Annotated in this window: 15 protein-coding genes and 1 other RNA gene; 12 read left to right on the forward strand and 4 right to left on the reverse strand. The window is 42.7% G+C overall.

The genetic code is table 11. The annotated features are described in order from the left end of the window. The first annotated feature begins 220 nt into the window (after positions 1-220). The 9 genes from KZA12_RS02365 (at position 221) to KZA12_RS02405 (ending at position 12,847) form a co-directional block, all read left to right on the forward strand. Entirely contained in the window at positions 221-1,897 is a 1,677-nt protein-coding gene (locus KZA12_RS02365) for a xanthine dehydrogenase small subunit (RefSeq protein WP_218689060.1), read from the forward strand. A 94-nt stretch (positions 1,898-1,991) separates the two neighbouring features. Further along, complete coding sequence (gene xdhB / locus KZA12_RS02370; protein WP_218689061.1) at positions 1,992-4,586, forward strand: xanthine dehydrogenase molybdopterin binding subunit; 2,595 nt, start codon at positions 1,992-1,994, stop codon at positions 4,584-4,586. Next, a complete protein-coding gene (gene xdhC / locus KZA12_RS02375) occupies positions 4,579-5,541 on the forward strand; it encodes a xanthine dehydrogenase accessory protein XdhC (RefSeq protein ID WP_373416561.1) in 963 nt (320 codons plus the stop codon). Before xdhB ends, xdhC begins: the two co-directional genes overlap by 8 nt. A gap of 342 nt (positions 5,542-5,883) precedes the next feature. Then, a complete protein-coding gene (guaD, locus tag KZA12_RS02380) occupies positions 5,884-7,206 on the forward strand; it encodes a guanine deaminase (RefSeq protein WP_373416571.1) in 1,323 nt (440 codons plus the stop codon). 231 nt (positions 7,207-7,437) lie between these two features. Continuing rightward, positions 7,438-9,813 (forward strand): WG repeat-containing protein, encoded by a 2,376-nt coding sequence (locus KZA12_RS02385; RefSeq protein ID WP_218689063.1) that lies wholly within the window; start codon positions 7,438-7,440, stop codon positions 9,811-9,813. An 80-nt stretch (positions 9,814-9,893) separates the two neighbouring features. Beyond that, on the forward strand, positions 9,894-10,913 hold the full coding sequence (locus tag KZA12_RS02390; RefSeq protein ID WP_256932782.1) for an alpha/beta fold hydrolase: 1,020 nt from the start codon (positions 9,894-9,896) through the stop codon (positions 10,911-10,913). Positions 10,914-10,966: 53 nt separating this feature from the next. Beyond that, positions 10,967-11,794, forward strand: coding sequence for a metallophosphoesterase (locus KZA12_RS02395; RefSeq protein ID WP_218689064.1), 828 nt, complete (start codon positions 10,967-10,969; stop codon positions 11,792-11,794). A gap of 131 nt (positions 11,795-11,925) precedes the next feature. Next, positions 11,926-12,528 (forward strand): DUF1543 domain-containing protein, encoded by a 603-nt coding sequence (locus tag KZA12_RS02400; RefSeq protein ID WP_218689065.1) that lies wholly within the window; start codon positions 11,926-11,928, stop codon positions 12,526-12,528. Positions 12,529-12,541: 13 nt separating this feature from the next. After that, on the forward strand, positions 12,542-12,847 hold the full coding sequence (locus KZA12_RS02405) for a hypothetical protein (protein ID WP_218689066.1): 306 nt from the start codon (positions 12,542-12,544) through the stop codon (positions 12,845-12,847). Positions 12,848-12,975: 128 nt separating this feature from the next. On the opposite strand, the gene KZA12_RS02410 is transcribed toward KZA12_RS02405, so the two are convergent. Further along, entirely contained in the window at positions 12,976-13,578 is a 603-nt protein-coding gene (locus tag KZA12_RS02410; RefSeq protein WP_218689067.1) for a hypothetical protein, read from the reverse strand. Between the two features lie 318 nt (positions 13,579-13,896). Between KZA12_RS02410 and hrpA the strand changes: the two genes are divergently transcribed. Next, positions 13,897-18,069, forward strand: coding sequence for an ATP-dependent RNA helicase HrpA (hrpA, locus tag KZA12_RS02415; RefSeq protein ID WP_373416572.1), 4,173 nt, complete (start codon positions 13,897-13,899; stop codon positions 18,067-18,069). Between the two features lie 226 nt (positions 18,070-18,295). Continuing rightward, positions 18,296-18,949 carry a DUF4124 domain-containing protein gene (locus tag KZA12_RS02420; RefSeq protein WP_201624398.1) on the forward strand — a complete coding sequence of 218 codons (654 nt, stop codon included), beginning with the start codon at positions 18,296-18,298 and terminating at the stop codon, positions 18,947-18,949. A 186-nt stretch (positions 18,950-19,135) separates the two neighbouring features. Here the strand turns inward: KZA12_RS02420 and KZA12_RS02425 are convergent, their stop codons facing one another. After that, positions 19,136-19,852: an SIMPL domain-containing protein gene (locus tag KZA12_RS02425; protein WP_201624396.1), complete on the reverse strand. Its 717-nt coding sequence runs from the start codon at positions 19,850-19,852 to the stop codon at positions 19,136-19,138. 291 nt (positions 19,853-20,143) lie between these two features. Between KZA12_RS02425 and ffs the strand changes: the two genes are divergently transcribed. Then, positions 20,144-20,240: signal recognition particle sRNA small type (gene ffs, locus KZA12_RS02430), an RNA gene on the forward strand. A gap of 101 nt (positions 20,241-20,341) precedes the next feature. Here ffs and KZA12_RS02435 read toward each other — a convergent pair. Together KZA12_RS02435 and KZA12_RS02440 are read right to left on the reverse strand one after the other, a co-directional pair. Beyond that, positions 20,342-20,563 (reverse strand): MerR family DNA-binding transcriptional regulator, encoded by a 222-nt coding sequence (locus tag KZA12_RS02435; RefSeq protein ID WP_218689069.1) that lies wholly within the window; start codon positions 20,561-20,563, stop codon positions 20,342-20,344. Beyond that, entirely contained in the window at positions 20,556-20,798 is a 243-nt protein-coding gene (locus KZA12_RS02440; protein ID WP_218689070.1) for a hypothetical protein, read from the reverse strand. Before KZA12_RS02440 ends, KZA12_RS02435 begins: the two co-directional genes overlap by 8 nt. Positions 20,799-20,810: the final 12 nt, after the last annotated feature.

Below are 20,810 nucleotides of genomic sequence, written 5' to 3' on the forward strand. Positions count from 1 at the left end.
CCCAATTACACATCATTATACTTATCTACCTATTTAGATATTATTAGTAATGTATGGGATTTATTGAACGGATAGCTACAGGCCATATCAAGGCGCACTATATACAGTCAAGCTACCCTGCAAGTTAGTTACTAGTATTTTTTAGTACTAAGCCGTCAATAAGTACCCGCATTTGCTGAATTTAATGATACCTCATTAATCCAGACAGCCGAGTATTGCCATGATTAGTTTTTATTTGAACGGAAAACAGCAGCAGATAACTGAGCTCAACCCTAATACCACAGTACTTGAGTACTTACGTTTAAACGCCCGTCAGATGGATACCAAAGAGGGCTGTGGCAGTGGTGACTGCGGGGCTTGTACGGTTATGGCTCAGCGTTTACCTATGAACAATAGTACTGATGCTAGCAGTAGCCAGCCTTTTTATACCCTCAATGCTTGTATAACGCTATTATCGCTGATGGACAATCATCATCTGATGACGGCAGCTTATTTGGCAAATAACCCCGAACACCATCCTGAGCGTGCACAGCTGCATCCTGCTCAGCAAGCAATGGTGGACTGTCATGGCTCTCAGTGCGGCTTTTGTACCCCCGGGTTTGTGATGTCGCTGGCAAGTACTTATGAGAACCATCGTCTGCAAAAACATCAACACAATAATGGCCTTAGCGATAAAGACTTAAGCTATGCAGACATTGTCGCCTCGATATCAGGTAATTTATGTCGTTGTACTGGCTATCGTCCTATCATTGAAGCCGGTCTTAGTATGCAAAAGATTGGTCAGCAGCGAGAGGCTGAGCAGCTAGCGGCAAAAGACTTGACCTTGACTCTAGCTACCGATGCAATGGCCAACACGCAATCTAAGACAACTGCTAGCGAATCAGCTACCAGCATGGATAATACTAATAGTGCTAGTAGCACTATAGCGCCAGCCCTTATCGAAGGCTCACGTCAGCTATTCATTCCACAATCTACCGCTGAGCTTGATCAGCTATTGGCAGTCCATCCAAAAGCAACTATTTGGGCCGGAGGCACTGACTTAGGTTTAACGGTCACTCAGCAATTGATTGATCATGAAGTCATTATTCAATTGTCTGCTATCGAGTCACTAAAATCCTGGTCAGTCGCTGATGCTGATGCAGCAGGTGATAACTATTCAGCGACTGCAGCAGTACCAGAGCTGATATTTGGCGCTGGCATGAGCTATAAGAAGATGCTGCCAGCACTTGAACAGTTCTTCCCTGAATTCGCTCAATTATTTGAGCGTATTGCTTCACCGCAAATCCGCAACATGGGTACTATCGGTGGGAATGTAGCTAATGCATCGCCTATTGGCGATTTGCCACCGATTCTATTAGCTTTAGAATCACGTATTCATTTACGTCATTGTGCTCCTGCTGATGATAGTCAAAACAGTCAAGCTGCTGAAAAAACTTATAGTGATGAGTGGATGCCATTGTCAGCGTTCTTTTTAGATTATAAGAAGACTAAGCTGCGCGCTGGAAGTTATGTGGTCGCTATTCATATTCCACTAATGCAAGATTATGAGCATTTATTTATTCATAAAATCAGCAAGCGTTATGAAGATGATATCTCAGCCTGTTTAGTCGCTGTCAAAATAGCTTTATCTAGCGATGGCATGACTATTGATGAGGCAAAAATTGGTTTAGGCGGCATGGCAGCTATACCTTTGCTAGTTAAAAACTCTCAGCAAGCCCTCATGGGCCAGCCTTTTACAGTCGCAAGCTTTGAGCGTGCGGCAAAGGCTCTACCTATGGATGTATCACCGTTGACTGATGTTCGAGCCAGCCGCGAATATCGCTTACATGTGGTACAGCGTTTATTAATCAAATGTGGTAAGCAACTGCTAAATAGTAGTCAAGCGCAAAGTGTTTAATAGCGCTATTTCAACTAGAGTTTTAAGCTAACACAGCTTAGCGGTTACCACATTTTGTCTAACCCATTAGAGTCCTAAGAATAAGAGAACTATTATGAGCCATCATTCTTCATTATTTGACAGCTACAACATTCGCCGTGTGCGTCCACCCAAAAATAAAATCGGCACTAGCGCTAAACATGATAGCGCCATAAGCCATGTTATGGGGAGCGCCACTTATGTGGATGATATCCTAAAGCCGCAAGATACTTTGCATGTAGCGATCGGCAAAAGTACTCAGGCTCATGCCCGCATATTAAGCATGGATTTGAGTGAGGTAAAAGCCGCCGCTGGGGTAGTGGATGTTATTACCTTTGCTGATTTACCAGCTAAAACGGATATTGGTCCCGTATTTGACGGCGATCCCTTAATGGTCGATCAGATCACTGAGTATGTGGGGCAGACCCTCTTTGCAGTAGTCGCTGTCAGCCACCGCGCTGCAAAAAAGGCCAGTCTAAAAGCGCTAGTAAATTATGAGCCTCTACCAGCGATACTGACTATTGAACAAGCGCTTGAGCAAGAGCAATTTGTCCGTCCTAGCCATTTTATGCAGCGCGGTGATACTGAGGCTGAGCTTGATAAGGCAACCACGCGCATTGCAGGCCATATTCATATGCTGGGCCAAGAGCACTTTTACCTTGAAGGTCAAGTGTCTTATGTAGTGCCTTGTGATGATGGTGGACTAGAAGTCTATACCTCGTCGCAGCATCCGAGCGAAGTGCAGCAATTGGTTGCTGAAGTAGTGGATCTGCCTTTTCATGCGGTTACTACTATAGTACGTAGAATGGGTGGCGGCTTCGGTGGTAAGGAGACGCAAGCGGCAGCTTGGGCTTGTCTATGCGGTGTGGTTGCTAAACGTCACAACGTGCCAGTTAGCATGCGCTTAGATCGTCAAGATGACATGGTAGCGACGGGCAAGCGTCACGAGTTTGCTAACCGCTATGATGTTGGTATCAATGACGCTGGTCAAATATTGGCTGTCGATATGCAGCTGTCGGCCCTATGTGGTTATTCACCAGATCTGTCGGATGCTATTGTCGATCGTGCTATGTTCCACTGTGACAATGCCTATTACTATCCAGCGGCACAAATAGCGGGGCATCGCTGTAAGACTCATACGGTATCTAACACTGCCTATCGAGGCTTTGGTGGGCCACAAGGGCTATTAACGGCTGAGTATATGATGGATCATATTGCTTATACTTTAGGCAAAGATCCGTTACAAGTGCGCTTAGCTAACTTATATCAAAACGGTCAAAGTACTCATTATGGGCAGCCGATTGAGCATTTTGATTTAGCCACTATCATGAATACTTTAGCCACAGACTGCGATTATGAACAGCGTCGTCAACAGATCATGGCAGCTAACAAAAAAGCTGAAGCTGAGGGCAGTGATAAGCGCTTAGGTCTAGCATTAACCCCAGTGAAGTTCGGCATCTCATTCACCGTGCAGCATTTGAATCAAGCCGGCGCCTTAGTGCACATCTATACTGACGGTACTATTCAAATTAATCATGGTGGTACTGAGATGGGACAAGGGCTATATATCAAAATTGCCCAAATTGTCGCTAATGAATTTGATGTCGATTTAGATACCGTCAAAGCCACGGCCACTCGTACTGACAAAGTACCTAATACTTCACCCACAGCAGCTTCATCAGGTACCGATATCAACGGCAAAGCGGCACAAAACGCTTGTATTACTATTCGACAACGCATTGTCGAGTTTGCAGCTGAGCATTTCGCAGTGGCCCCAGAAGCGATTCGTTTTGAAAACAATCATGTCTACATTGACGATAAGGAAGAATTAACTTTTGCTGAAATGGTGCTATTGGCCTATCAGCACCGCATTAGCTTGTCTGCTACTGGCTACTATAAAACCCCAAAGATATTTTATGATCGCTCGAAAGCTTGGGGTCGACCCTTCTTTTATTTTGCTTTAGGAGCCTCGTGTTCTGAAGTGGAAATCGATACTTTAACGGGGGAATATACCGTACTACGCTGCGATATCTTGCATGACGTCGGGCAGTCTATTAATCCAGCTATCGATATCGGTCAGATCGAAGGCGCTTTTGTCCAAGGTATGGGTTGGCTCACCGCAGAAGAGCTGGTGTGGGACAACAAAGGTAATCTGGCTTCTAACAGTGCCGCCAATTACAAGATCCCAACTGCCCACGACTTGCCGAAGCAGTGGACTGTCAATCTATTCGATCGCAAAAATGAAGAACAGACTATTTATAATTCTAAAGCCGTCGGTGAGCCACCGTTTATGCTAGCGGCTAGCGTTTGGTGTGCTATCAATAATGCGGTAGCCAGCTTAGCGGATTACCATAAAAACCCAGAGCTGACTATGCCGGCAACGCCAGAAGCAGTGTTAAAAGCAGTGATGCGCATGCAAGGCGAGCCTTGGGAAATCGATACTGATGTTAATGCTGCTGCCATTGATAGCTTGACTAATAATGTTGACTATAACCATGTTAATCAAGACGGTGATGACGGTATCAACGACGATAAAGTCAAGCCGCAGCAAGTGTCGCACGGTAAAGACGTCAATCCGCCAGAGGTTGCCGGTCAGCTAGTAGATGATCAGCCTGAGGCTATAAAAAATCCTAATGTTTCAGTAAGTAGAGGACCGGCGCACAGTGAATGATCTGTCTACTGCATCGATAGCGCCGACACGCTGGTACGACGGATTGGCTCAGTACCAGCAGCAAGGAATCGCTCACGTCTTGGCTACTGTTGTTGCCGTCAATGGCTCAGCACCACGTGCGCTGCAAGCCAAGATGATTGTGACTCTTGAAGGTATCTGTGACACGTTGGGCGGCGGCGGTCTTGAGCATGACGTTATTACAACTGCAAGAGTGCTACTCAATACTGAACTAGATACGCCAATAGCAGCAAACTCTAAGCAAGCAAAACAAGGCAAGTCTGAGAAGGCTGAAGCTGTACGCCGAGAGTCCGTTTATACTAAGCATTATCCACTAGGAGCAAAGCTAGCACAGTGCTGCGGTGGTAGCGTCACGGTCATGTTTGAGTGCTTCAATGTCACGCCACCTTTATCGATATTGGTGTTCGGTGCGGGGCATGTGGCAGCTGCATTGATGACTATTTTGGCGGAGCTACCTTGTCAAGTGGATTGGGTGGACAGTCGTGCTGAGAGGTTTGAGCGTTATCTGATCGATGAGTCTACAACTGAAAATCAGCCACTGTCTTATCATTTGCCTGCGCATATTCGACCACATATTGATGACGATCCTACTGACTTTGTTAAACCGTTTGTCAAAAAGCAAGGCAAGCGCTTTATTTTAGTAATGACTCATGATCATAGTCTTGATTTTGATTTGGTACGAGCAGTGCTAGATAGTTATATAGCGCTTAATGCTGATAATACCAAGCAACAGCATATTGCAATGCCGTATATCGGTTGTATTAGCTCAGCGACTAAAGCTAAGCGTTTTCAAGATCGCCTATTACAGCGCGGTTATGATGAGCAGCTGGTTGATCAGATTACTATGCCTATCGGTTTGCCGCTTGGGGGTAAAGAGCCAATGGCAGTCGCTGTGTCTATCACCGCGCAGATTTTGCAACAGTATCATCAGCCTTAGCTTTTTTAGTGATAATGATATTGATCTCAGTTGTTAGCTTTAATGACTATTAGTTAGTAGCTATCAATGACTATCAATTGCTATCAGTGACTATCAAAGCGATTAGCCATAATAAGTTATAGGTGGTTTTTTAACTTTTTAACTTTTTAACTTTTTAACTTTGTGCTGAGGTTATGGTGATTGAATACTTGGCAGTCTTATCAAGGCTCTATTATTTAGCCTATTAGTTACTCTATTTATTGTTTTATTTGAGGTATATTTATGACCCTACACATTTATCAAGCGCAACTGCTCCATTACCTGACCGAGAGTGATAGTAATGAGCGCACAGAGTCTGCGCCTATGCAAACCTCAGGCATTGATAAACACACTATCCTTAACCCCGTTATAAAAGGCATTACTGTCTTTGCAGAGTATATCGCTGATGGCGCATTAGTCATTGATGATCAGACTGGCCTAGTGGTAGATTACGGTAGTAGCGCTAGCATAATGGCAGAGTATGGCCGTACTCAACAGGGACAACAGCCAGTACAAATCCATCACCACAAGCACAAGCTTATCCTGCCAGGCTTTATTGACACTCATGTGCACTATCCACAAATAGATATGATTGCCGCTTTTGGTGAGCAGCTACTAGATTGGCTTAATAACTATACCTTTGTGACGGAAGCGAACTTTGGCGATCGCAAAGTTGCCGACGATACCGCGAAGTTTTTTTTACAGCAACTGTTAGCTAATGGTACGACCAGCGCTATGGTATTTGCTACTAGCCACCCTGAATCGGTTGAGGCTTTTTTTACTCAGAGTACTCAGCTGAATATGCGCATGATTACTGGTAATGTGCTGATGGATCAAAACGCTCCTGAGCATCTGTGTGTACCTACTGAACAAGGTATACGCGACAGCCAAAACATTATTGATAAGTGGCATGGACGGGGTCGCCAGCATGTGGCTATTACGCCAAGGTTTGCCATTACCTCAAGCCCCAAACAGCTAAAGATGACGGGCGAGCTCTATGCTAGCTATAATGATGTCTATCTACAGACTCATCTGGCAGAAAACCTTGCTGAGGTAGCTTTTGTACGTGAGCTTTATCCCAATCATAAAGGCTATCTCGATGTTTATGCCGATATGGGTCTATTGGGTCGTTATACGACGTTGGCACATGGCATTTATCTTGACACCTCAGAGTATGAAGTGCTGCGTGATACTGGTACCCAAATAGCTCATTGCCCAACCTCTAATCTGTTCTTGGGCAGTGGTCTATTTGACCTGTCGAAGACTTTGAGCTATACCGGAGTGAGCATTGCTACTGATGTGGGAGCGGGGACTAGCTTGTCGATGCTCACTACGTTGTCAGAAGCCTACAAAGTTCAGCAATTACAAAGCAACCCTTTATCTGCTCATCAAGGGTTATATCAGATCACTTTAGGCAATGCTCAATCGCTGTTATTGGAGCAAAAAATAGGCAACTTTATGCCTAATAAAGAAGCGGATTTTGTGGTTATTGATTTAGGGGCAACAGCGTTACTTGAGCGTCGTATGACGCAGACCAGCTCACTAGAAGAAAAGCTATTTGTCCTGATGATGCTTGGCGATGATCGAGTGATTGAACAAACCGTCATTGCTGGGGTCAGTCGTTATAAAAACAGGACTCGCGTATAACTTCATTAGGGCTATATGCCGATCAGAGTTTACTTTAGCAGCCTTGCATTTATAAACAAAATGGCCAGTAATTATTTGCTAAGGTTCTTAAGATAACGTTTCTGAGAGCCATGCAAGTAAATGCTGGTATTTTTTTATATTTTAAGATTGCACAATTTTCTATTTTTAGCTACTGTAATCACTTAACATAAGTTTAAAATTACTATTAACGCTACGACTAGGGAGCCGATTATGAAGCCTGCTGTTACTACCACTGATACTATTGATGTTAATAAAACCTTGTACCTCAAAAAGTCTCTAAAAGGTTTCTTAATAAAACCTCTAGTAGCGGCTATATTTATGATATCGGCGTTAACTACCTCAACAGCAGCGCTTGCTAGTGACTGCTCTTGTAGCAGCAATAGTCTACCTACTATGACTATTGAAGACAGTAATGACACTCATCCCAATCAGCTAGCTTTAAAGGCTAACAAAGCCTATTACCAACTGACTAATCAGAACGGACAAGTGTTGCAAGATCGCTTGTACGATGTAACGCCTTACGAAGATGGACGGATTATTGCCAAGCGTGATGGCCGCTTTGGGCTTATTGGTGCCGATGGGCAACTGATATTCGACTTTGCCTATGATGCTATAGAGATTCTGCCTGCTGACTTATATCGTTTATCAAAGTATCAAGGCGCTATCAGCATGGACGCATTGGTAAAAGGCGGCAAAGACTGGTTGTATCCTGCTAGTGGCAAATTTGAAAACAAGGTAGCTATCGAGCAACTGTATCATGATGAAACCAATGATATTAGCTATTTTAAAGTAACTGAAAAGGGCAAAGTAGGTCTCATAAATGATAAAAAACAAACTTTAGTCCCTAGTATTTATGATGAGTTAAACTTACTAGATACTTGTCCTAATGAGCGTCTATTTATGATGGTCAAATCAGGCGATAAAACAGGACTAATGGATCAGTATCAGAAGTTTGTGGTACCACTGGCAACCAACCAGAGCATCGATAATTTTAACCGCGATGAGCAAGTATTCAAAGTCAGTAAGAATCATTACAGTAGTTATAATAGCGATGACAGGGATGAGGGTTTTATCAGCGACACGCTTATTAAGGGCAATGGCAAAACATTAGTTGAATCAGATTCGCCTATAACAAATGCCTCTAATAATCTGTATCAATTTTCACAGGCGGGTAAGTACGGTATCATAAATAGTGACGGCAAAATCATATTGCCGGCCAGTTTTGAGTATATCTCTTCCGGCTCAGATGCGCCTATAATAGTGACTCAAAAGGGCAAGCAAGGCATTTTAAGACAAGATCAAACCACTAAGCAGTTTATAGTAGCTAACTACTATGATCAGTTACAAAGTATCGATATTGCTGATCGATCTTTAGCAGAGCTACAGACACCGCCGGAAGAAGAACAGAGCGAATATGCGGTGAGCGATGATGCAGCAGAAGCAGTAGAGGTAGTAGAAGCAGCAGAAGCAGTAGAAGAGACAACAGCAGACTATGATCAAACAGAAGTAGATAGCGCAGAAGAGGCAGAAGTAGACTATACAGACAATGATTATGGTTTCGATAACACCCTATATGTAGCCAAACTCAATAATAAGTTTGGACTTATCGATGCAGAGGATAACGTTAGAATCCCCTTCTTTTACGATGAGATATCGCAGTCGATGAATGCTTTGCTAGTCAAGAAAAATCAAGAGTATGGTTTGCTGACTACGCAAAATGAAACTGTTGCTGGTATTGTTTTTGATAGTATCGCTGTAATTGAGAATGCAGAGTCAGAGCCTTTATATATCCTCACCCAAGGTGATAAGCAAAGTATTATTGACAGTGTAGGCCGACCGATTTTACCTCTATCCCCTTATCGTCTTGCGGCTGGAGAGGAAGAGTCTCAGTTCGAGAGTCGCATTATAGTGGATAAAAATGGCAAATATGGGCTACTAAACGACCGTTATGATGCAGTATTAGTGCCTACTAGCTATGAAAAATTTGATTATGAGCTATCAAATAAAAGTATCCTTGCACAAAAAGACGGTAGAAAGGTTTTACTTGATTCATCAGGTCAAATCATGCCCATCGACTTGAGTGCCTATACTGAAGTTACTGAGATGTATGCCAGCGAAAACTTAAAAGTCGTTGCTCAAAATGGCAAGCAAGGTGTATTAACTCCTAACGGTAAAGTGCTTATCGCCCCCTTATATGATTCTGTAGATAACATTATGCTTGCATACTACTCTGATAATAGAACAGATTACTATATGGTTGAGCTTGATGAGCGTTATGGCTTATTAGATGATAAAGGTAAAACCATTATAAAACCTAAGTATACCGGTTTAAACCCTTTACAATATTTACCTTTTTTAGTGGTAAGTGACTACGATAGTGGTGCTGACTACTCTAAGGTAGGACTGATAAATGCTCAAGGTAAAGTAGTCAAAGCCTTCAATTATGATGCTATCTATGAGAGTTATTACGATGACGATCAGCAAATCGTTCTAATCATGCTTACTAATAACAAAGTTCAAATTTACAATCAAGACTTAAAGCTTATAGAGACCATGAGTGCTGAGGAGTATGAGCAAAGCCACTGATGAAATGGCTAGATTGCAAAATTGACTAGCATTAAATCAAGCACTAGCTCGTTCAACCTTGACCACCGAGAAGCTCGCGAATGATAAAGCGTTTGGCTAAAATACTATTACTGGCTATAGTTGGCACTGGTATATCGCTTATCATTTTGCTAACGGTGTTTTGGGCTCCTGACCGTAGTGTCGCTCAATTGAAGCAATGGCAATTACCTGACAGTGAATTTATTAATATTAAAGGTATGCAAGTGCATATCCGGCGCTCGCAAAAATGCGCTGTCGATGTCAACGATCAGTCACTAAGCTCTGCGTCTGTAGCTAGTATAGAAGAAGTCGATACTATCGTCTTGCTACATGGCACCTCAGCTAGTCTACATACGTGGGAGGGCTGGACAAAAGAGCTTAGCGATGACTATTGCGTGGTAAGTATGGACTTGCCAGGCTTTGGGTTGACTGGTCCTTTTGTTGATAAGCGTAGCGCCTATAATAGTACAGACTATGCCGCATTCGTCACCCAAGTATTGGACAGTTTGCAGCTACAACAAGTGACGCTAGTAGGCAATTCATTAGGCGGCAAAATTGCTTGGCGTACTGCTGCTTTATATCCCCATTATGTCAAAAACCTTATAGTAATCGATGCTGTTGGCTATCCAGTTATGCCAAAGAGTATCCCTATAGGTTTTAGACTAGCCAAGTACCCCATATTAAGCCCTATTTTAAATCATGTATTGCCACGGGCAGTGGTGAGAAAAAGCCTTATTAGTGTCTATGCTGATAAGACTAAAGTTACTGATGCCTTAGTCGAGCGCTATTATGATATGGCATTACGGCAAGGTAACCGTCAGGCACTCATAGAGCGGTTGCGTGACTTTGATAACTTTGAGAATCAGGAGGAAATCAAGGCCTTAACGATACCGACGTTGATTTTATGGGGCGCAAAAGACGAGTTAATCCCTGTTGAGAATGCTGAGCTTTTTCAGCGAGATATAACTAACAGCCAGCTAAAGATATTTGCTAATTTGGGCCATGTGCCACATGAAGAGGATTCTATTACTACTGTGGCTGTTGCCAAAAAGTTTTTAGTGAATCAGTCCCCTGTTAGGTAAATAATGGCGGTTAACTTTAATCGCTGATATATCTTAGATAATATGAGATTGTAATGACCATCAACCCTAAGCTCAAAACTATAAATTGCAAACCATCCATTAAGATTGCGGCTATTTCTGATATCCATAGCAATGTCTTTGCCTTAGAGGCAGTATTAGCTGATATTGACGATCGTGATGTACAGCAAGTGGTCAATTTAGGCGATATCCTATATGGGCCTATCGCGCCTAAGCAAACCTATGAGCTGCTGATGAATTATCAAGCTTGCCAATCTAAACCTATTATTACTATCCGTGGCAATCAAGATCGGCAGATTTATGAGGCAACAAAGGATGAGATCGCCTCTAATCAGACTATGTCGTTTATCTATGATAGTTTGCCACTTACTGCCATAGATTGGTTGCGCTCACTACCTTTTGACTATCGTTTAAATCAACAAATTTATCTATGTCATGGCTCTCCAATCGATGACATGATGTACTTATTAGAAGAGGTCAGTAGCGGTACCCCAAGTGTCCGAGAAGATAGTGACATTATCGAGCGCTTAGCGGGACAACGTGCTGAGGTTATCGTCTGTGGTCATACCCATATTTCCCGCACTGTCACTTTGTCTACCGGACAGATCATCGTCAATACCGGTAGTGTTGGTTATCCTGCCTATGAGGATAAGCTACCCATCAGCCATAAGATGCAGACATATTCTACTCATGCCAGCTACGCTATTATCGAGGGTATCGAAACGTCAGCAGGTCTTTGCTGGCAAGTTGAGCAGCTAAAAGTGCCCTACGATTACCAAGCAGCTGCATGCTTAGCCTCAAACAATGGCCGAGAGGACTGGGCCTTTGCTTTACGTACAGGTAGAGTAATGCCAACGTCCTAGTCTGATGATGTGTTTATTACCTTGAGTCTATAATAAGTAACGTTTGTTGACGCTGTTAAGTCTATGTACAAGCTAGAATAAGGTAACTAAAAACAGTTAGATAAACCTCGCACAGCATTTACGGAGATAGTATGCCTACAGTTTTTATGGTTCAACTTGGCGGTCGTCCTAAAGGGCGCTTGATTGAGCAGCATGATATGTTCTTTGGCGTGGCAGATACGCTTATCAAGCTGATACCAGCGATCAATGAGCATTGGCCTGAGGTAAAAAATAAATGGCATATCGACTCTTATCGTAAAGTCACTAGTGTGGGCGGTTATCATATTGATTGGGTTGCTAAAACCGATTCAGATGCTGCTCCTATAAGTACTGCAAGTGCCGCCGCGGATTTAAAACTGTACTTCATTAACCTAGGAGGTTATCTGCCTGATGACTTTGAAGAGTATCATCATAAGCTGCTAATTGTAGCGCCGACCCAAGCTGAGGCGGTTAAGCAAGCTAAGCAAAGTGATTTCTATAAGCAGTTTACTTTTAAAGACAAAGACACGCCCTTTAATGCCGCCTCGCATATTGACGATAAGCTGCTGGTAGATGTCGATGAGATTTATAACGTCAATGAGTTGCTAGGCGCAGGAAGATTACAGATTAGCATTGATAAGACAGCTGTAGAACGAATAGAAGATAAGTCCTATATCGGTTATTTAAGTATTAAAAATTTAAAGAAGTTACCCTAATATGGCTATTAATATGTACTACAAGAATGGTATGTTTCGTAAAGCACGCGGTCAAATCGCTGATGATTTAGTGCCGACTCTTTATCAAGTTCGCAATAACCCTAAGTTTCCACAATTGACTTGGCTGATTGATAATCTTTATGAACACCCGCAGATTCCAGCTAAAGTTGCCAAGGCTTTAGCTGATGAAATACTAGCGCTTGAAAGACTAATACTATCGTTGCATTTGCCTTTCCCTAGGCTGCCTTTACAGCAGCTGCAAACGTTTTTTGATGCCGCTGCTCAGAAACAACAGGTTATTTATACTAGTAGCGAGTGATAGTGTTATTGAAATCAAAGCGATGGCATATCTACAGCACTACTAATAAACTTGAAGTGTAATAAAGAATCTCTGTCCGTACTAGGATTGAAAACTTATCCTGCTCTAATTAACAGTGGCACAAAGTATTAGAATCGATTGTAGAATGGAATCATTTTTTCAAATACTTGTGTAGTATTCTCTGCTATAACCTTACTGGACTGAGTATCAATGATTTGAATCTGACAACTAGTGTCTTCAGCTTCTATTTTTTCATTGATAAAGTTAGTTTTATTCCTAAAGTTTTTAGCGGTTGAATGAGCTTTTAAAAGGTAGTTGTCGTTTGCAACTAAAGTAGCTTCTACAGTAACTACACATAACACTGGCCAGTCACCTAAGCCTTTAACCATCTTATGCTGGTAAGAAAACCTTAGTTTCTTATTGGCTTCAAAGGTATTTATTTCACTGAAAGCTCCTCGCTTAGCCAAATTCATATAAACAGTCTCAGGCTTATTATTAACCGCCAATGCAATAGATAAAGGGCTGGGCACTAACTCTATATCAACTCTTTCTGCATATCCCTTATCGATGTATCTAGCAGGAGCATAGAAAGTTGCTGGGTCAATGTCATAAGCTAAGGTTGCTATAGCAGCGTTTGTTGGCGGCTCGTATGGTTTGGTGCTTAGACAACCTGTAAGCGTAACCGCTAAGATAGGTAAAATAGCTATCGTTTTATAGAATGGAATAGACATCAGTCTGCCTTATTTGCAGTTTTCTTATGAGCTTGAGGGTGCCATATATTAAGTCATTTTAACTAAATTACTAGAATTAAATTGATAATATTATCAAGCAAAACTAGCAGATGACGGTAACATAGTATTTTCTTATCAACATAATCGTAACTTGAATCACAGCCAAATTAACCCCATAATCTAACCACTTATAAATAATAAATAGCCTAAGCAAATATGTCTGATACTTTAAATAATACAAAAAATATAGCAGAAGCCGATAACGCTAACCTAACAGAAAAGCTAACTAATAGTTTTGAGGCTAATGCTGACGCTGTTGTGAATAATCTAGTGGAGATTCCGGTACTCGCCAAAGACAGCTATCAGCTAAGCCGCCTTGAGCGTGAGCTGACTCGTGCAGCCGTCTCTAGTAAAAAACAGTCTAGTAAAGAGCCAGCTAACAAAAACTCAACCAACGAAAAAGCCGACGCAATATTAGCGAAAAAGCGGGCGCAATACGATAAGCTCAAGAGTCGCTCGCAGCAAGCAGTACAAGCACGCATAGACAGCATTCCGCAAGATTTACCTGCTAAATTAAACCTTGATTTGCCCGTGAGTCAACGTGCTGAGGATTTGATACAAGCCATTATCGATAATCAAGTGATTATTGTTGCCGGTGAGACCGGGTCGGGTAAGACCACCCAGTTGCCTAAGCTTGCGATGCTAGCAGGACGGGGTATCACTGGGCAGATAGGGCATACTCAGCCACGCCGGTTAGCGGCGCGTAGCGTATCGAATCGGATCGCAGAAGAGCTTGGTGAGAAACTAGGTCAAACCGTCAGCTTTAAGATTCGCTTTAATGAGCAAGGCACTGCTCAGTCGGTGATTAAGCTGATGACCGATGGTATCTTACTGGCTGAATTAGGCCATGATAGGTTTTTAAGTAAGTACGATACTATTATTATCGATGAGGCGCATGAGCGTAGCTTAAATATTGACTTTATTATGGGCTATCTAAAAAAACTGCTGCCCAAGCGTCCAGATCTAAAAGTAATTATCACCTCGGCAACTTTAGATACTAAGCGTTTTAGCGAATATTTTAGCCATTACGATGCTAAGCAAAGACGCCAAGTACCAGCGCCTATCTTCAATGTAGAAGGCCGTAGCTTTCCCGCTGAAGTGCGCTATCGTCCGCTCACTGAGGAGCCAGTAACTAGCTCGGATGATGATAGTTATGACGAGTTTGAAGAGAACCTACCACGTGCTATCGTGGCGGCGGTCGAAGAATGTTTTAGCGACGCGCAAAACAAAGGCCATGCTGATCAAGCGGATATCTTGATATTCGCTGCCACCGAAGCCGAAATCCGCGAGACCCAAGAAGTTCTTGAGCGTCATGGACCTAAGCATACTGAAATACTGCCGTTGTTTGCCCGCCAAACTTATGAGGAGCAGCAACGTATCTTTCAGCCATCAGGTCGTGGTCGGCGTATCGTTATCGCTACCAACGTCGCTGAAACGGCGTTAACTGTACCTGGTATTCGTTACGTGATTGACTTAGGCTTTGCGCGGATTTCTCGTTATTCTTATCGCTCAAGAGTGCAGCGTTTACCGATTGAAGCGATCTCACAAGCCGCTGCTAATCAGCGTAAAGGGCGTTGTGGTCGTGTGGCCCCAGGCGTCTGTATTCGTCTATATAGCGAGGAGGACTTTACGGGTCGTCCTGAATTTACTGAGCCTGAAATACTACGTACTAACTTAGCCTCTGTTATCTTGCAGATGGCGAATCTGCGTCTAGGTAGCGTTGATGACTTTGAGTTTATCGAGCCGCCTGATAGTCGTTTAGTAGCTGATGGACACAAACTACTTAATGAGCTAGGGGCCATCAGTGAAAAAGACGATAAAGGCTCTGAGCAATCAGGCAAGCAGTCTAACGGCAAACCCAATAGCAGATCAGCACGCAAGCCAGGTTTAGATCATTTACGTCTGACGGCTACTGGTCAAAAGATGGCGCGGATGCCAATCGATCCTAGGCTGGCACGTATGTTGGTTGCTGGTAGCGATTTTGATTGTATCCGTGAGATGCTCATTGTAGTGGCTGCGCTGGCAGTGCAAGATCCGCGTGAGCGTCCGGCTAATAAGCGTCAGCAGGCCGATCAAAAGCACGCAGAATTCCGTCAAGATGACTCAGACTTTTTATTCTATCTAAGTCTGTGGAAGGCTTTGTTCGAGAACGATGAGGACGGTAATAAGCTCTCCGGTAATCAGCGTAAGCAATTTACCAAGACCAACTATCTTAGTTTTCCACGGGTGCGCGAATGGCATCAGACTCATCGTCAGCTAGTACAGATGGTGACTGAGCTAAATCTTACCGACAATAATGATGACTCTAATAAGTCTAATAACAACGATCCGACTAGTATTGTTGATGAACAAGTTAAAGCGGTTAAGTATGCCAATTTGCATCGGGCTCTATTAACGGGTCTGTTATCGATTATCGCTCACAAGACCGAAAATCGCGGTGAGTATTTAGCAGCACGTCAACAAAAAGCCAAAATCTTCCCAGCCAGTACCGTATTTAAGCAGATACCCCCTTGGGTTATGGCCTTTGAGATGGTAGAGACTTCACAAGTCTTTATGCGTACTGTGGCTAAGATTGAACCCGAATGGATCATCTCAGCGGCAGGTAATTTACTGAAATACCATTATTTTGAGCCGCATTGGTCAAAGAAGACTGGTCGTGTTAAAGCTTACGCGCAGATCAGTCTATTTGGGCTGATTATCATTCCTAAGCAGCTGACTAACTATGAGCAAGTGAATCTAGTTGAGTCGCGTGAGATCTTTATTCGTGATGGTCTAGTGACCGGTAATTTTGGTCGACAAGCGCCGTTCTTACAGCATAATATGGATAAGGTTGCTGATGTCGAGCGTATCGAAGATAAGCTACGTCGCCGTGATCTATTAGTCGATGAAGAAACGCTGTATCAGTTCTATGATAAAAAAATCCCTGAGCACGTCGCTAGCCGTAAAGCTTTTGAAGACTGGCGAGCGGAGATGGAAAAGAGCGATAGCAAGTATCTGTTTTTCACTGATGATGACGTATTAAATAGCCAAGCTCCGACTACTGGCGACTTCCCAGAAGTATGGCAATTGGGCGATCTGAAACTGCCATTACGCTATGTCTTTGATCCTTCTAGTGATGACGATGGGGTAACCATTCGTGTGCCATTAGTAGCGCTACCGCAACTGGATGCTATCGAGCTATTATGGGGCGTACCCGGTTGGCGCTTTGAGCTGGTACTACAGTTGCTAAAATCTCTGCCTAAAGAGATCCGCCGTCAAATTGTTCCTATTCCTGATACCGCAGATAGTTTATTCGATGAGTTACAGCCTGCACAATCTCAGGGTTTGCTCAAACAATTATGCCAAGCGTTAAATCGTCGTGGTGTTATGTCGGTGACGCCAGATAGTTTCAATCCGTCTACTATTGATCGTTATTTACAGCCACAAATCTGCGTGGTCGACGACAAGAACCGCATTATTGAAAAAGGTCGTGACCTAGAAACCTTGCAAATTCGTCATGCTAGCGAAACTAGGCAAGCGGTGAATGAGCAGCAAGGGGTGCATACTAGCTTCCCTGAACATTTTAACTTTAGCAAAAACCATCACAGTGCTGGGGTGGTGATGAAGCAGTTCGCCGCTTTAGTGGCTGATGAGGCAGGGGAAGCGGTATCGATTCATCAGTATACGGATGTCACAGCTGCTCTACAGGCGCATCGTATCGGGGTATTAACCTTGATGAAAGCCAAATTGGGCGCGAAGAAAAAGCAGCTTACCAGTCAAATAGATAAAATATTTAAGCTGTCTTTTGCGCCACTTGGCGATATGGAAAAGCTAAAAACTATCGTCATTGATGCGGCACTGGATGCGACTCTTGAGGAGCATTATGTATTATTTGATCACAGTGATGACTTACCGTTAAGTATCGATGATACCGTTGCAGGTTTGGCTGAGGAGTTGCCATTCACCCCTGAGGAGTATGAGCAAACCTTGCAGGTAGTAGTCAGTAACTTTTTATTGACGGGTCAGAATGTGATTAAGGTACTTAAAAATGTCTACACTCGTTGGCAACGCATTCGTCAAAGCTTACTGATGCTCGATCGTGAGATATTTGGCGAGTCTATCGATGATATCGAAGATCAACTAGAAGACTTACATTTGGCTGATTTTGTCTATCGGATGGATTATAGTCAGTGGCAGCAGTATCCCCGCTATTTAGAAGCGCTGGAAGTTCGCATTGAGCGCCTTGAGCACAATATCGAAGCTGATCTAGAAGGGGTCTATGCGTTAGACTTACATATGGAGCGCTTGTCAGGTCGTGCTGACAAGGAGTCGATCAGTGCTTACCGCTGGATGGTTGAGGAGTATCGTATCCAGCTATTCGCCCAACCGATGAAGACTCGTATGGCGGTATCCCCTAAACGGCTTAGCAAGATATGGGATGAGATACGTTAAAAAATTGCACTGCCAGAAAATTATAAATTTTCTCTTGCACTAGGATAAAGATTTCCCAAATCTTTATCTATTCCTAGCTCATAGTAGCGCAAGGAAGCTTTATTTAAAGTCAGCCTTAAAGGGGGTTTTTTGGGATACGTTAAAAAATTGCTTGCCAGAAAATTATAAATTTTCTCTTGTGCTAGGATAAAGGTTCGCATATAAGCCATAAATAGGTTAACTGACTATGACTGTAGCATCTAAAGTAAATTTTTTAATCAATAATCTTACTATAAGAGTGTGGGTAGGGCTACTCATTAGCAGTGCTAGCTTATACGCCTCCAGCGTAAATGCAGCAGCTATTTATAAAGTAGTTGACCACAAGACAGGACAAGTGACTTTTACTGATAATTTGCGCAGTTACCAGCAGCAAGCAAACCAGCAGATCAGCCAGACCAATATCACAACTGGCCCTGCTAGTGCGGCGGCTACTGACACTAGCCGTAGCGGCAAAGCTAGAATCAGGGCTCAGTCAGCTCCTAAGCTACAGGACTTACCAGTAGGAGCAGTACGAACTAACTATCAACTGACCATGATAGAACCCAGCGAAGAGCGTGCCTATCGGCGTCCTGCGCAGAGTATCTTGCTCAATTTACAGTTGCAACCTGCGTTACAAATAGGCGATAGCGTCAATATTTATTTAGACAACGATTTAGTTGCTCAGGGGTTAAAAGCGGCTATCGCTACAGTAGATATATTGCCTGGAGAGCATAAACTAAAAGCGGTGGTTAATAACAAACAAGGGCAAATCTTGCAGCAAGTTTCGCGCACGGTCTATGTGATTCAAAACAACGTAGCAATACCAGATAATAAAAAGGTAAATCTGATAGCTATTAACTAATAACAAACTAACTAATAACAAACTAACTAACTAATAACAAACTAACTAATAACTAACTAACTAACTAACTAATAAGGGCAGTCACTGAACTCAGCGACTGCCCTTATTTATAAAGTTGACAAAGAACACCTACTGCTAGTCTGCCATAGCTATTCATTGGCAAAATGAGCACTTGATAGTAACGGTCTACTTAGTTAACTCGATAGTACCGTTAGCCGTGACCGAAATCGTACTATTACCTGATTCAAAGTTTTGGCTTGGCACCGAGGCATCAGCAGACTCACTTCTCATATTCATACTTGCATACATAGGGCGTGGATAGTTATTACCACTGCTAAGATTTACAGTGACCACACGATAGCCCCGCGCATCCCAAGCTCGAGTTAGATTCTTAGCTTGTTGTTGAAAGGCGCGTGACGCTTCTGCCATCAGCTTTTGGTCGAGGGCATCTTTTTTGACATCTGAAACCCCAAAGTTCAAGTTATTCATCACTAAGGTTTGTTGCAGATCAGCAATCAGCTGGCTAGTAGCAGCAAAATCGGTACTCTTGATGTCTATATTAGCTTGTCCAGTCCAACCAATGATCTTGTCGTTCTTATCATAACGTGGGTAAGTGCTCTGCTGTCCAGTGCTCACTGTAACCGTAGGATAGCGTTTAGCAATAGCTAAAGCTTTATTGATCGACGTGTTAAGAGTAGTGGCTAAAGATTTGGCATCAGCAGCTTGTGCTTTTTTATATAAGCTGGCCCGTACTTCATCGTTAGCAATCTCCTCTTTGACTTCTGCCTGAAAGGTCAGCTGATCGTAACCCGTAGGCTCAGCGTGAGCAGTGCCCATCATAGCGGCAAATAGGCAAACGCTACTAGTAGCAATAGCCGCTTTATTAAATAGAGTAGATTTCATAATAGCTCCTCAAATATGGTTTATGAATAGTGTTTATAGCAAATTTTTATAATTTATAATCTTCTAAACTACTAATACATATAGCTTGATAATGCGTTATTAATATAACAAATATCTATCGCAAAAAAAGAAAAATTTATAGAGTGTGCTGTGAGGAAATTGTCAGTAAGTTACTGCTTTCTACGCTAAATTTTGATTTTTATAGCGATTATGCTGCTACTTTAAGTGCTGAGTTTTTACGCAGGGCTTGTAATATGCTAAAAACCTTGTATAATCTGCAGCTGGTGGCTCCATTGGTAGCCTCGCAACATTGTTCTATGAATCCCGCCAGGACCGGAAGGTAGCAACGGTAATAGATACTATGTGTGCCGAGGATGTGCTGATGGAGTCGCTTTTTTTGTCTGTAAGTTACTGATTTATATAAGGTTACGGCTAATATATTGTATTTTGACAGCCTACTTGATAGCCATCTAATTAATAAGACAACTATTAAGCCATCTCATTTTCTGAAAATCTCTCGTTATATTCTAGCAAGTCACTATTCTTAAAATAATTGTTATATCCATTCGGTTTATAGGGCTGTGGAAACTTTCCAGCGTCCGCCCATCTAATTAACGTTTTGACACTAACGTCATACAATTTAGCAACTTTTGACGCTTTGGTATTGCCGTCAGGGTGTAATGCTTCGATACTTTCGTTTTGCTCAATCATCTTTTGCCTCGCTTATCGGATAAGCCTTATTTAAGTAATCACGTAAGCGGATAGCGTCATCATGTGGCAACTCGATAGACGTATGGTTGCATTCGGATAAATCGCCATTAGCCAATGTTATTTTTGATGATGTTATATTTAGCTCGTCACCAATCTTAAAAGCTGCTACGTCAACCTTACGCTCTACAGTACTCAGTACCTTTCTGTACTGATAAATAAATGATCTGTCACTCACATCACTCTCCTT

The organism is Psychrobacter sp. BF1 (assembly GCF_019279065.1).
In the GTDB taxonomy this organism is placed as follows: Bacteria; Pseudomonadota; Gammaproteobacteria; order Pseudomonadales; family Moraxellaceae; genus Psychrobacter; species Psychrobacter urativorans.